General features: G+C 36.8%; 16 protein-coding genes and 1 pseudogene. 10 read left to right on the plus strand and 7 right to left on the minus strand.

The window, feature by feature from the left end; genetic code table 11:
* Positions 1 to 89 precede the first annotated feature (89 nt).
* The 3 genes and pseudogenes from katB to asnB all read right to left on the minus strand — a co-directional run bounded on the left by katB (position 90) and on the right by asnB (position 4,107).
* Entirely contained in the window at positions 90 to 1,556 is a 1,467-nt protein-coding gene (gene katB / locus JFU20_RS09310; protein ID WP_201038557.1) for a catalase KatB, read from the minus strand.
* A gap of 238 nt (positions 1,557 to 1,794) precedes the next feature.
* A pseudogene (locus tag JFU20_RS30855) lies at positions 1,795 to 2,070 on the minus strand (ferrochelatase); the annotation flags it as partial.
* Between the two features lie 189 nt (positions 2,071 to 2,259).
* On the minus strand, positions 2,260 to 4,107 hold the full coding sequence (asnB, locus tag JFU20_RS09320) for an asparagine synthase (glutamine-hydrolyzing) (protein ID WP_002166154.1): 1,848 nt from the start codon (positions 4,105 to 4,107) through the stop codon (positions 2,260 to 2,262).
* A 242-nt stretch (positions 4,108 to 4,349) separates the two neighbouring features.
* On the opposite strand from asnB, the gene JFU20_RS09325 reads away from it, so the two are divergent.
* Positions 4,350 to 4,904, plus strand: coding sequence for a DUF2777 domain-containing protein (locus tag JFU20_RS09325; protein WP_002011254.1), 555 nt, complete (start codon positions 4,350 to 4,352; stop codon positions 4,902 to 4,904).
* A 53-nt stretch (positions 4,905 to 4,957) separates the two neighbouring features.
* Here JFU20_RS09325 and JFU20_RS09330 read toward each other — a convergent pair whose 3' ends face one another.
* Positions 4,958 to 5,326, minus strand: coding sequence for a YisL family protein (locus JFU20_RS09330; RefSeq protein WP_201038558.1), 369 nt, complete (start codon positions 5,324 to 5,326; stop codon positions 4,958 to 4,960).
* Between the two features lie 150 nt (positions 5,327 to 5,476).
* On the opposite strand from JFU20_RS09330, the gene rocD reads away from it, so the two are divergent.
* Positions 5,477 to 6,667 carry an ornithine aminotransferase gene (rocD, locus tag JFU20_RS09335; RefSeq protein WP_000616665.1) on the plus strand — a complete coding sequence of 397 codons (1,191 nt, stop codon included), beginning with the start codon at positions 5,477 to 5,479 and terminating at the stop codon, positions 6,665 to 6,667.
* A gap of 105 nt (positions 6,668 to 6,772) precedes the next feature.
* Positions 6,773 to 7,057: a hypothetical protein gene (locus JFU20_RS09340; RefSeq protein WP_000925332.1), complete on the plus strand. Its 285-nt coding sequence runs from the start codon at positions 6,773 to 6,775 to the stop codon at positions 7,055 to 7,057.
* Between the two features lie 34 nt (positions 7,058 to 7,091).
* Here JFU20_RS09340 and JFU20_RS09345 read toward each other — a convergent pair whose 3' ends face one another.
* Positions 7,092 to 7,994 (minus strand): fumarylacetoacetate hydrolase family protein, encoded by a 903-nt coding sequence (locus JFU20_RS09345; protein WP_002125896.1) that lies wholly within the window; start codon positions 7,992 to 7,994, stop codon positions 7,092 to 7,094.
* Positions 7,995 to 8,237: 243 nt separating this feature from the next.
* On the opposite strand from JFU20_RS09345, the gene JFU20_RS09350 reads away from it, so the two are divergent.
* The 7 genes from JFU20_RS09350 to gerPF all read left to right on the plus strand — a co-directional run bounded on the left by JFU20_RS09350 (position 8,238) and on the right by gerPF (position 10,498).
* Positions 8,238 to 8,417, plus strand: coding sequence for an aspartyl-phosphate phosphatase Spo0E family protein (locus tag JFU20_RS09350; RefSeq protein ID WP_002087032.1), 180 nt, complete (start codon positions 8,238 to 8,240; stop codon positions 8,415 to 8,417).
* Positions 8,418 to 8,513: 96 nt separating this feature from the next.
* The gene (gene gerPA / locus JFU20_RS09355) at positions 8,514 to 8,735 is read left to right on the plus strand and encodes a spore germination protein GerPA (RefSeq protein ID WP_001111190.1); all 222 of its coding nucleotides are present in this window, start codon (positions 8,514 to 8,516) and stop codon (positions 8,733 to 8,735) included.
* A gap of 14 nt (positions 8,736 to 8,749) precedes the next feature.
* Positions 8,750 to 8,956, plus strand: a complete 207-nt coding sequence (gene gerPB / locus JFU20_RS09360) for a spore germination protein GerPB (RefSeq protein WP_001012505.1) — start codon at positions 8,750 to 8,752, stop codon at positions 8,954 to 8,956.
* Positions 8,957 to 9,023: 67 nt separating this feature from the next.
* Complete coding sequence (gene gerPC / locus JFU20_RS09365) at positions 9,024 to 9,638, plus strand: spore germination protein GerPC (protein ID WP_002011266.1); 615 nt, start codon at positions 9,024 to 9,026, stop codon at positions 9,636 to 9,638.
* Positions 9,639 to 9,644: 6 nt separating this feature from the next.
* Positions 9,645 to 9,839 carry a spore germination protein GerPD gene (gerPD, locus tag JFU20_RS09370; protein ID WP_002166156.1) on the plus strand — a complete coding sequence of 65 codons (195 nt, stop codon included), beginning with the start codon at positions 9,645 to 9,647 and terminating at the stop codon, positions 9,837 to 9,839.
* Positions 9,840 to 9,853: 14 nt separating this feature from the next.
* The gene (locus JFU20_RS09375) at positions 9,854 to 10,240 is read left to right on the plus strand and encodes a spore germination protein GerPE (RefSeq protein WP_002011268.1); all 387 of its coding nucleotides are present in this window, start codon (positions 9,854 to 9,856) and stop codon (positions 10,238 to 10,240) included.
* Between the two features lie 42 nt (positions 10,241 to 10,282).
* Complete coding sequence (gene gerPF / locus JFU20_RS09380) at positions 10,283 to 10,498, plus strand: spore germination protein GerPF (protein WP_001141570.1); 216 nt, start codon at positions 10,283 to 10,285, stop codon at positions 10,496 to 10,498.
* Between the two features lie 55 nt (positions 10,499 to 10,553).
* Here the strand turns inward: gerPF and JFU20_RS09385 are convergent, their stop codons facing one another.
* Positions 10,554 to 11,261 carry a DNA alkylation repair protein gene (locus JFU20_RS09385; RefSeq protein ID WP_201038559.1) on the minus strand — a complete coding sequence of 236 codons (708 nt, stop codon included), beginning with the start codon at positions 11,259 to 11,261 and terminating at the stop codon, positions 10,554 to 10,556.
* A 192-nt stretch (positions 11,262 to 11,453) separates the two neighbouring features.
* Positions 11,454 to 11,732 (minus strand): RNA polymerase alpha subunit C-terminal domain-containing protein, encoded by a 279-nt coding sequence (locus JFU20_RS09390; protein ID WP_002011271.1) that lies wholly within the window; start codon positions 11,730 to 11,732, stop codon positions 11,454 to 11,456.
* Positions 11,733 to 11,754 lie beyond the last annotated feature (22 nt).

The raw sequence follows: 11,754 nt of genomic DNA on the forward strand, positions 1-11,754 counted from the left end.
ATTTGACAATAATATAACATCTTTTACACTGCATGTAAAACTTATTTTACACAAAAAAAGACGACCGAAAGCTGGTCGTCTTTCCCTATTTATTTCGGAGTATTCCCTACATACTGCGTAATATCAACATTTAACGCCCCTGCTAAACGCATTCCGTAGTCTTGATCTGCACGGAAGAAATTACAAACAGCTAATAATTTCGTGCGCTCATTTACGTCTTTTAAGTCATTTGTTAAGTTTGCAATTAAGTTATCTTGCTCTTCTTTAGAGAATGAACGGTAACGCTCACCTGCTTGTTTGAAATCATTTGGTTTCTCAATTTTTTCACGAGATACGTAGCCTTCTACTTTCATAGTTGAATCGCGGTAAGTTGGATCTTCAACTGGATTTTCAGTATGACGGCTCGGTTCGTAGTTTATTGTAGATGGGTTTTGATCCACTTGCATCGCACCATCACGTTGTTGATTACGAACAGCTGCGTATGGGCAGTTTACAGGAATTTGTAAATAGTTTGCACCAAGGCGGTAACGCTGTGTATCTGGGTAAGAGAATAAACGACCTTGTAATAATTTATCTTCAGATGGTTCAATACCATTTACAGTTGCACTTGGAGAGAACGCCACTTGTTCTACTTCCGCAAAGAAGTTTTTCGGGTTACGATTTAACGTCATCGTCCCTACTTCAATTAATGGGAAACGATCTTCTGGCCATACTTTCGTCGGATCTAGTGGATCGAAATCTAAAGAATCCGTTTCTTCTAGTTTCATCACTTGTACGTGTAAATCCCACTTCGGATAATTTCCTTTTTCGATTGCATCGAACAAGTCACGAGTTGCATGATTGAAGTCTTTTCCTTGCACTTCTTGCACTTCTTTCGCACTTAAATTACGTACACCTTGCTGTGGCTTCCAATGATATTTAATGTAAACAATTTTACCTTCTGCATTAATCCATTTAAATGAATGTACGCCGAATCCTTCCATTTCACGGTAGTTTGCCGGTGTACCATAATCAGAAAATACCCACGTCATCATATGTGTAGATTCTGGAGTTAACGTCATGAAATCCCAGTAACGATCTGGCGTTTGAACATTTGTATCAGGTGCTGGTTTTAAAGAATGCACCATGTCTGGGAATTTAATTGCGTCACGAATGAAGAAAACTGGTAAATGGTTACCTACGATATCGTAGTTTCCTTCTTCTGTATAGAATTTAACAGCGAACCCACGCGGATCACGAGCTGTCTCTGGAGAACCTTGACCATGAATAACCGTTGAGAAACGAACGAATACAGGTGTTTCAGTTCCTTCATTTTGTAAAAACGCTGCTTTCGTATATTGCTTCATGCTGTTTTTCGTTACGAATACACCGTGAGCACCTGCACCACGTGCATGCACAACACGCTCAGGAATACGTTCACGATCAAAGTGAGCAAGTTTTTCTACTAAATGATAGTCTTCTAACAATACCGGTCCACGGCGACCAGCTGTACGAGAGTTTTGGTTATCTCCAACTGGAGCACCTTGGTTTGTTGTTAAGCGATTATTTGGATTCATCAGGGGGGATCCTCCTCTTTCTTTCATAGTAATTATTATTTATTTAAAATTATTATAAACTAATTATTATTCAAAATTAAATCCTTGTCAACTATTTCCTTCATTTTTTTTGGAAGCAATTTCAGCTAAACAATCAATAAATACAGATTGTGAACTGGGCATATTTAGTCTAAAATATGTGGTATTTAATTCATCAGTTACAACTTTATATTCATAATCGGTGTCATATAAAACTCCTAAATCGAGCAATGTGTTTTAAACCTAAGTAACAAACAAATTCATACTCTGTAAACATTTTATTCATTGAATCTGTTAATTTATGCGCCTGCTCTTTCGTTATTTTCCCAAGCGGTGAAATTCCACCAATTGCTTTATACCGTCCGATTAAATTTTGGAGCGCTTCTTCAGATGGCTTACGCCCATGACGAATGTGAGTATAATAAGCTTCTACATCATCTAATGACTCCGGTGTTCCATATGCCATTACAAGCAAACCTATTTTCTTCTTCGTCATCTATATAGCACCTCAATTTTGGAAATGAGAATCTTTTTCAAGAACATTTGTTTCCAATTATAACAAGCAATAATAAGTACGTCAAAATAATAATTCTAAATAAGTATTATTTCTAATATGATTTCGAATTTTATATGACAATTTATTTAAGAAAAAGAGCGGCTCACATAAATATAAGCCGCTCTTTCCCTATTCCTTAATATTTACCCCATACTCTTTAAACCAAACATGAATTTGCGCTAAATGAGCTAAAAGCTGCGGCCCAGTCATTAATTGACCAAACCATGGTTTTTGAAATGCACTGCCGCCAGACTCGATCAATCCGCTCAATTGCTCCTTATCGAACAATTCATGCAAAATTGAACCTTTATCCGTTAATAAATCTTGGAGCCATACTGTTACTGCTTTCGTATAGTGCGGATTATGCGTTTTCGGATACGGACTTTTCTTTCTATATAATATATCATTTGGAAGTAATCCTTCTAACGCCTTACGCAATAGACCTTTTTCGCGGTTTTTATACATTTTCATTTCCCAAGGAATATTCCACGCATATTCGACAAGTCGGTGGTCCGCAAATGGAACGCGTACTTCTAAGCTTGCCCCCATACTCATACGGTCTTTTCTGTCTAATAATGTTGTCATAAACCATACCATGTTTAAATAAAATAATTGTCGTCTCTTCGCTTCTAATGGGCTTTCTCCCTCTAAAATAGGAACTTCTTGAATGGATTCTTCATAGCGTTGTTGTACATATTGTTGTAAATTTAATTTATTTCTCCATTCTTTCTTCAGAAGTTGTTCACGTGCTTCTGTAGAACGCATCCATGGAAATGCACTTGATTGTAAATCATCTTCTCTATAAAACCACGGATAACCTCCGAATATTTCATCTGCACATTCTCCAGATAAACCGACGACAAAATCTTGTTTTATTTCACGGCAAAACCATAATAATGAAGAATCAATATCTGCCATACCAGGCAAATCGCGAACGAGTACTGCTTCTGTTAAATACTGTGCTAGTTGTTCATTAGAAATGACGCAGCGATGATGAATTGTTTGAAATGTCTCTGTCATTAAATTAATAAATGGTGCATCTGAATTCGGCTGAAACGCATTCGCTTTAAAATATTTGTCGTTATCTTCATAGTCAACAGAATACGTGTGCAATTGACCTTTCCCTGATCTTTCATACTCTTTCGCGGCAATTGCTGTTATAGCACTTGAATCTACACCTCCTGATAAAAAAGTGCATAGTGGTACGTCAGAAACTAATTGTCTCGTAATCGCATCTTGTAATAAAAAACGAGTTTTCTCTACTGTTTCTTCAAATGAGTCTTCATGTTTTTTACTTTCTACATTCCAATATCTCCATATGCATAAACCGTCTTTTGAGAACGTCATTGCATGACCCGGACGCAGTTCTTGAATACCAGCATATATACCGTGACCAGGCGTTCTAGATGGTCCGAGGCCAAATATTTCTGACAACCCTTCTAACGTTACTTCCGCCTTCACATCTGGATGCGCTAGTATCGCTTTTAACTCTGAACCAAATAATAATCGTCCGCTATCATATTTATAAAAAAGCGGTTTTACACCTAATCTATCTCTGGCAATAAAGACTCGTTCATTTTTCTCATCCCATACTGCAAACGCATATATACCGTTTAAATGATCGACACATTCTTCTTTCCATTCAATATAAGATGCCAATAGTACTTCTGTATCGGAATGCCCTTTAAATGTATAACCTCTTCTTAATAACTCTTTGCGAATATCTTCTGTATTGTAGAGCTCTCCGTTATAGCAAATCGCATAACTCGTTTCGTTTTTTAAACAAGTCATGGGTTGTTTACCACCTTCAGGATCTACAACGATTAACCGTTTATGCCCAAATGCGACGTTCCCTTTAATCCAAACTTTATTATCATCTGGACCGCGTTTCGCTAGCGTTTCCGCCATCTTCGTCACGATGTCCCTTTCCCCTTCTAATGAGCGTTTATAATCCACCCATCCTGTAATCCCGCACATAAGAATCATCCTTCCTAATCTAATATCTGTTTCTGAACGTGCAGTAATCCCCACCCTATGAGTGCGGATACATAAAAACAACAAACTTGACGATAACTAACTATCCATATATGGAATAGCAGTTTCACAGTGTAAAGCGTGTTTTATTGTATGCCTATCTATCTTTAGGTGTGTCTAGTTATAAAGAACGTACGAACTGTCCATAACAAGAATAACTATTTCTATAAAAGGAGAAATGAACTATGATACAACGCAAACACATTTTGTATAACCAACCGCGCGCTCATACAGTCGGTAATGTAGAATATATAAACAAAGAATGGGTATTCTTTGATGATGAAAATGATGAGGCTTTTCTATTAGAAGATATTGCTGAAGATGGTTTTGAAATTTTATATAACAACAATTGGCTACCAGCTCGTTTTTATGAACAAGACATATTACAAATTGCAAATGAACAACATTCTCTCCAAAACGGGGAAATGATACGAATTCGAAAAAAATTACTTCTTAGCTATAATGAATGGCTTGAGGAATTACCTGACTCTGTCTTTACATTATTAACCGAATCATTGCAATCACTTAATTACTCTTTATATGATTGCATGTATTGTCATAATTATTTATCCTTCTTGCCAAAAGAGGAAGCATGCGAAGGAGTAAATATTCTTTTATTTGATAATGAAGAGATGATTTGTACATTGCAGCATCATTTTGTACGCCACTCTTCCTCTAATAAAAATATTTTGCGATTTACGAAAGTAAACGGAGAAGAGTTGCATATTGATGCGACATAAAATAAAAACCACCTTATCTCCCAAATATTTGAGATCATAAGGTGGTTTTATTTTTATTTGAATACGTACCAGCCAAGCGGTAATTTTAGTCCTAAGTATAATACCGCTACTAGCGCGACAATAAATAAGCCCCAAACCGCCCCTGTTGGTTTGTTTTTGCTCATTTTCACAAGAACCATTTCCATTCCAGCGATTACTAATATACCAGCTAGCATTTTCATGCCGTACCACATGTGCATGCTACCTGTTGCCGTCTTCACAATACTCATGTACAACATGAAACCTGTCACAACAATGATGATATACATAAGGCGAAGCCCCATATGTACACCTTTACCTTTTCTTCCTGCTGAATAAAGTGAATACGCAACGAAGAATAAAATTAATCCTAACGCCCATGCTGTAATATGCATATGTACCATCGTATCCCTGCCTCCTCTTTTTCACACTTTTTCACTCTATATGATAACATGTTCATATATTTTCAGGAAATGTTTCGCTTTTTTATATTTAAATGCTATAATATTTAGAGTATTTACAAACTTCTTGTAATAACAAAAGGGGGAACAATCATGATTCAAACTAAGGATATTATCGAACTTACAGACACATACGGGGCAAATAACTACCATCCACTTCCAATCGTTATTTCTAAAGCAGAAGGCGTTTGGGTAGAAGATCCTGAAGGAAACCGCTATATGGACTTATTAAGTGCATATTCTGCAGTAAACCAAGGTCATCGTCATCCAAAAATCATTAACGCTTTAATTGACCAAGCTAATCGAGTGACGTTAACTTCTCGTGCTTTCCATAGCGATCAATTAGGTCCTTGGTACGAAAAAGTTGCGAAACTAACAAATAAAAATATGGTACTTCCTATGAATACAGGCGCAGAGGCTGTTGAAACTGCAATTAAAACAGCTCGTCGCTGGGCTTATGATGTGAAAAAGGTAGAAGCAAACCGTGCAGAAATCATCGTTTGTGAAGATAACTTCCACGGACGTACAATGGGTGCTGTTTCTATGTCATCAAACGAAGAGTACAAGCGCGGCTTCGGTCCAATGCTTCCTGGCATTATTGTAATTCCTTATGGTGATTTAGAAGCGTTAAAAGCTGCGATTACACCAAATACAGCTGCATTCATTTTAGAGCCAATCCAAGGTGAAGCAGGAATTAACATTCCACCAGCCGGTTTCTTACAAGAAGCTTTTGAAGTATGTAAAAAAGAAAACGTTTTATTCGTAGCAGATGAAATCCAAACAGGCTTAGGCCGTACGGGGAAAGTATTCGCTTGCGACTGGGACAATGTAACTCCTGACATGTACATACTTGGTAAAGCACTTGGCGGCGGCGTATTCCCAATCTCTTGTGTTGCAGCAAACAGCGACATTTTAGGTGTATTCGAGCCAGGTTCTCACGGTTCTACATTCGGTGGTAACCCACTTGCATGTGCTGTTTCTATTGCAGCTCTTGAAGTATTAGAAGAAGAAAAATTAACAGAGCGTTCTCTTCAATTAGGAGAAAAACTAGTTGGGCAATTAAAAGAAATTGATAACCCAATGATTACTGACATTCGCGGTAAAGGTTTATTCATCGGTATCGAATTAAACGAGCCAGCTCGTCCTTACTGTGAACAACTAAAAGCAGCTGGGCTATTATGTAAAGAAACACACGAAAACGTAATTCGTATTGCACCACCTCTAGTAATCTCTGAAGAGGATTTAGAGTGGGCGTTCCAAAAAATTAAAGCTGTACTATCTTAATCATAGTGAGGTTGTCCTAAATATAGGACAACCTCTTTCTTTTTTTAGTAGTTTATCGTAAAATAAAATTGAATATTCTGTTTTTGTTAAAAAGGGGGTAACTGTATGCTATTGAAATACGGTAAACACATTAACAATTTAGCTACAATTTTTATTTCTATGACATTCATCGGCTTCATATTATCTACAACTTTACTCAGTCATTATTCAACTCCTAATACATTCACACTACTCAAAACATCATTTTGGGCTGCTGTTTTCCTTACAATTATCGGTTTTGGCCGTGAGAGAAGCGCACTTGCAGTTATGCTAATTGGAATTTGTACTTTAGCATTAATCGGATTGTATATTTTCGCCATCATAGATTACTCCGTTAATCCACGCCCATAGAAAAGAGCTATCTTTTCACAAGATAGCTCTTTTTTCATTTCACTATATTTCTTAACGTACCAATTCCCTCTACTGTAATAACAACTTCATCACCAGCATGTAAAAACTTCGGTGGTGTAAAACCTTTACCAACACCAGCTGGTGTCCCTGTTGCAATGATATCTCCTGGCTCTAATGTCATGCCTTTACTTATAGTTGAAATAATTTCTTCTACTGAAAAAATCATTTCTCTCGTATTTGAAGTTTGCCTTACTTCTCCATTTACCACTGTTTCAATGTGTAATGCATTCGGCGTTCTAACCATCGATTTATGAATTAAATACGGTCCCATCGGACAAAATGTATCGAAACTTTTCCCTAGGAAAAATTGTTTATGTTTTCTTTGAATATCCCGAGCAGTTACATCATTTATAACTGTATATCCAAAAACATGATCAAGCGCTTTTTCTATTTTTATTTGTTTCCCTCGCTTACCGATAACGATTGCTAGTTCACCTTCGTAATCAAGTTCATTCGTCGCGTGAGGGTGACCATTAATTTGCTCATCAATTCCAATCACTGTTGTTGGCGCCTTTGTAAAAATCATTATATTTTCAGGGATAGACTCTACTCCGCCCATTTCTACCGCATGCTCACGATAGTTCTTTCCAACACAAAGAATATTTTTTCTCGGCCTTGGAATCGGTGCTAATATTTTCACCTCTGCTAACGGATAATACGCCGATCCCGCATTTTCCTTCGCCCAATTTACAATATCGTACACTTTCTCAAGACATTCGCTTCCTCTTTCAATACACTCTAACATGGTAATTGGGATAGTAACCTTTTCCCCTTTTTGTCTTTGCGCTTCTCTTAAATGTAATACCTTTTCTTCCTCTTCATCCACAATACCTACAAATACTTTTTCTTCTTTCTTCGCCGTTACAAAACGCAACATTTCCACTCTCCATCCTAAAACTCATACCCTATAATTGTATTCGCATCCTTAAGAAAAAAACCTTCTTACACACGCTAATTTTTACAATATTCAACCATTCTTACATTTGTTCCTCATCCGTTATTTGACATAAAATGTAGAAATTATACTTTTTTTAGCGAAGATGTTTCTTTTTTATGGGATTTTTGTATAATATGTACTACATATATACATAAAATTTATTGAGAGATGGAGCCGATTTCAATGTTTGAGCAAGCTATCGAAAAAAAACGCGAAAAAATGATCTATTTTGCTGAACGCTACGGAATGACTTCTCAAAAAACAGTAGATTGTAGCCAGGAATTGGACAGGCTCTTAAATGTTGTTTGGCCTATACATACAGATTGCACACATACTCAAATGTTCGAAACACATACGCAATAACGTATGTGTTTCTTTTATTTCGAAAAAATACACATTTTATTGAAAACGCCCATACAATAGTAGAAAAGAAAATTTTAAAAACGAAAGGTGTTTTGTATGCCAGCTATGGTCGGACATATTCGTATCGTTAATATTGGATCAAGTGGTATTTTTCATATTGGAGATGTATTTGCGATTAGGCCTATTAGTTATTCACGCGCTTTTGCCGGAGCCGGTTCATTTAATGTTGGGGATAACGTCTCTGTCTACAATTATCAAAGCTCAACGACCGTCAATGATTCAGATGTAATTGATCAAGCAATAATTGGTTCGAACTAAAGGGGGCGATTGCATTGAATTTTTATGTGAACCAAAGTATCATCATTAACAGCATTAAAATCGATAGCATTACGACCTCTTCCGTTTTTCAAATTGGAACTGCAGGTAGTATTAAGGCTCTTTCTAAATTCTCAAATTCTGGCGGATTTACAGAACCGCTTCGCCCTTTACATGCGAAAGGACAAATTATTTCCATCAAACCATCAACTAGTTCTTCTTAAGGTATCCTTGTCATAAATATATAGCAGGAATATATTTCCCCTCCCTATTGAAAAGGAGGTTTCACAAATGAATCAAGATATATACACTTACCTACACCAACTTCAACAAGCTCTCCAAATACAGCAGCAAACTATTCTAAACCTTGAAGAGCAAGTTCGCCTACTACAAGAAGAGCTTAATGAGTTAAAAAGTCGTCCCTCCTCTTCTATAGGAAAAGTGGAATATAAATTCGATCAATTAAAAGTAGAAAATTTAAACGGCACTTTAAATATTGGCTTGAATCCATTTTCAACAAAAGGGCAACAAATTGAAGATTTTCAAGTGGATACAGAAACATTAAAAGTAAATCCTGAAACAGAAACAAATCCAGACTTTTATCAAGGTATCCTCCAAGAAATGCATCGCTATTTAGATGAAGAAGCATATAGTCGAATTCTCCATTTTGAACAAGAAGAGAGAACGCCGCTTGATGAGATGTATCGACAAATGATGGTGGATGACATAAAAAAACAGATGGAACATAGACTTCCATATTATTTATCACAAGTTCAATCGTATGAGGGTATTTCCACAGATCCCGATTATTTACGAGACGTCATTATTCAAGCGATGAAACAAGATATTGACAAGGCGTTCCTTTCCTTTATTCAACACATACCGGGCAATTTCCGAAAGGAGTGAGTATGCATGAATTTAAATGTTGTAAACCGCGAGTTAAAAGTAGGCCAGATTAAAATGAACGGGGTTTCTTCTTCCGCATTATTTTTAATTGGAGATGCAAACCTTCTCATCCTTTCTTCTATTCTTGATACGCCATTCGAATCTGTTACAGAGGGACCATTTGTACCATTAATAACAGATGTCCCTCCGACTCCAGGTTGAGGAGAGGAAAAATTATGCTCCGTCATACTTCAATTGTACAAAATGTTTCTATCGTTTCTATGGGGGTTTCAGCTGTCTTCCAGGCCGGGGATTCTAATCAAATAGAATTAAAAAATAGAGCACTTATCGTTCATCGAGAAATCCCTTGTTATATAAAAGGTGAAGGTCGTTTTGATGCGTTTGAAATCTTTACAGATGAGTACATTACAATTCCAAAGCGAACGACAGATGTAAAACTAAATATTGTAAATGAGTGCCCTTTTATTGAAGTAAATGATGTTCACTTGCGAACCCTTTTAAATTCCGCGTGCTTCCAAATCGGCAATGTTGACTATGTTTTTAATAATTCTCGCACGCTACAAATCCGCCAATTTATTACTGATGAACCTTCCTCTAAATAATTCATATAGTAATTAAAAAGCTTAGTAAAGTAGGTGGATGGTATGCCTTCGGTTGTAGGAAATCTTGTCGTTCAAAACAGTAACGGCTCTTTCAACTTAGGAGATTTTTATAACGTGTCTCCGAAAGAAAATACGAAAGCTTATAACGGCTCTGGGGCTTCCAATGTCGGATTTGTCGTCAACACTTTTAGCGGCGTTAGCGCAACAAATACATTTGATTCGGACGTTGCAGACCAAGATCAAATTGGAACAGCGTAAAAAAGAAACAGCTTTAGCTCTATTTTGTGTAGAGCTAGGGCTGTTTCTTTTAATTTTAACATCTTACATATTTACGTTTGAATCCGAGTCTTCCTCTATCAAGTTCTTTATGAATACTTTCGTAAGCATTTAGAAAACTACTTTTCTTGTTATCCCGTTTTAGTTCTACTATGCCTACTGCCTTTGCGGTTTCAACTGCCTTTTCATGTAGCGGCACATATGAAATCCCCACAGTGTTTAGAAAATTATTCATAGCGGATTTCGTACGTTCTGGCGCATCATAAATTGTATTTTTTACAACTTCTAGCATATTGGCAATCTTACTTTCGGAAAATTCATGGTCTTTTCGATTCCCTAAAAGCCAGCAGTAGCAACTCCATCCCGCGGACATTCTTAGTTCGTCACCACTTGCAATCCATTTATCAGCAACGTCTTGTGCAAAATCTGACTCTGATAAAGTTACTGCTACCACATAATCGGACAGCATATAAAAGTACGCCCCATCCATCCAACGATCAAAATCCGATTCTTTCATAGTTTTTGGATCTGCAATAATGCCTGCAAAGTACATCGCATCATAGTTACCTGTAGCATAAAGCTCTTCAGCTAAACTTTGATTGATTTTTATTTTCTTCGCGATTGGTTTCATAGCACCTGTAGCTACGCCAAAAAGTGGCTCCTTTGCACCATTGGATATGTATATTTTTTTAGTTCGTTCCTTGCCGAGAGTTTCAAGCTCTTGCATTACTGTTTCAAAATCCATCGTGTTGCACTTCCTTCCTTAATATTATAATCAATCCGCTTATATTCTTGATCCATCTTTTAAATCGTTTTGTCCATCGATTTACGATTTTCAAAATGGGATTTCGTTATACGCGTTTATCTAGCTAATTAATACCGATTATAAAAACTAATCATTAATGAAGATGCTACTCCCCGCTAATGATTAGTCTTTTTATTTAAATGATAATCCCTTGTCTTCTAAAGCCGCTCTCAATTTAGGTAAAGATGCTGGTCCTATACCGTGCAGTTTCAAAATTTCTTTTTCACTATACTTTGAAAGTTCTGCTTCAGTCGTTATTCCATGGTGCTCTAACGCTCGCCTTGCTGGTGCTGAAAGAAGAGAAAGAAAGCCTTCTTTTGGCTTTCTCTCTTTCTCACAGGTTGGGCAAGTTGGACAATCGCTACTTTTGTAGTACTCGTGTCCTTGATCACAAGTTCTTAACGTCGCCATAATCCATAACCCCTTTCTAAAC

The organism is Bacillus sp. TH30, from assembly GCF_016650875.1.
Taxonomy (GTDB): domain Bacteria; phylum Bacillota; class Bacilli; order Bacillales; family Bacillaceae_G; genus Bacillus_A; species Bacillus_A mycoides.

Bases quoted from the DNA above. Each gene is read 5' to 3' on its own strand.
- katB (WP_201038557.1), bottom strand. From the start codon at position 1,556: ATGAATCCAAATAATCGCTTAACAACAAACCAAGGTGCTCCAGTTGGA.
- asnB (WP_002166154.1), bottom strand. From the start codon at position 4,107: ATGTGCGGGATTACAGGATGGGTGGATTATAAACGCTCATTAGAAGGG.
- JFU20_RS09325 (WP_002011254.1), top strand. From the start codon at position 4,350: ATGATACAACGCAAACACATTTTGTATAACCAACCGCGCGCTCATACA.
- JFU20_RS09330 (WP_201038558.1), bottom strand. From the start codon at position 5,326: ATGGTACATATGCATATTACAGCATGGGCGTTAGGATTAATTTTATTC.
- rocD (WP_000616665.1), top strand. From the start codon at position 5,477: ATGATTCAAACTAAGGATATTATCGAACTTACAGACACATACGGGGCA.
- JFU20_RS09340 (WP_000925332.1), top strand. From the start codon at position 6,773: ATGCTATTGAAATACGGTAAACACATTAACAATTTAGCTACAATTTTT.
- JFU20_RS09345 (WP_002125896.1), bottom strand. From the start codon at position 7,994: ATGTTGCGTTTTGTAACGGCGAAGAAAGAAGAAAAAGTATTTGTAGGT.
- JFU20_RS09350 (WP_002087032.1), top strand. From the start codon at position 8,238: ATGTTTGAGCAAGCTATCGAAAAAAAACGCGAAAAAATGATCTATTTT.
- gerPA (WP_001111190.1), top strand. From the start codon at position 8,514: ATGCCAGCTATGGTCGGACATATTCGTATCGTTAATATTGGATCAAGT.
- gerPC (WP_002011266.1), top strand. From the start codon at position 9,024: ATGAATCAAGATATATACACTTACCTACACCAACTTCAACAAGCTCTC.
- gerPD (WP_002166156.1), top strand. From the start codon at position 9,645: ATGAATTTAAATGTTGTAAACCGCGAGTTAAAAGTAGGCCAGATTAAA.
- JFU20_RS09375 (WP_002011268.1), top strand. From the start codon at position 9,854: ATGCTCCGTCATACTTCAATTGTACAAAATGTTTCTATCGTTTCTATG.
- gerPF (WP_001141570.1), top strand. From the start codon at position 10,283: ATGCCTTCGGTTGTAGGAAATCTTGTCGTTCAAAACAGTAACGGCTCT.
- JFU20_RS09385 (WP_201038559.1), bottom strand. From the start codon at position 11,261: ATGGATTTTGAAACAGTAATGCAAGAGCTTGAAACTCTCGGCAAGGAA.
- JFU20_RS09390 (WP_002011271.1), bottom strand. From the start codon at position 11,732: ATGGCGACGTTAAGAACTTGTGATCAAGGACACGAGTACTACAAAAGT.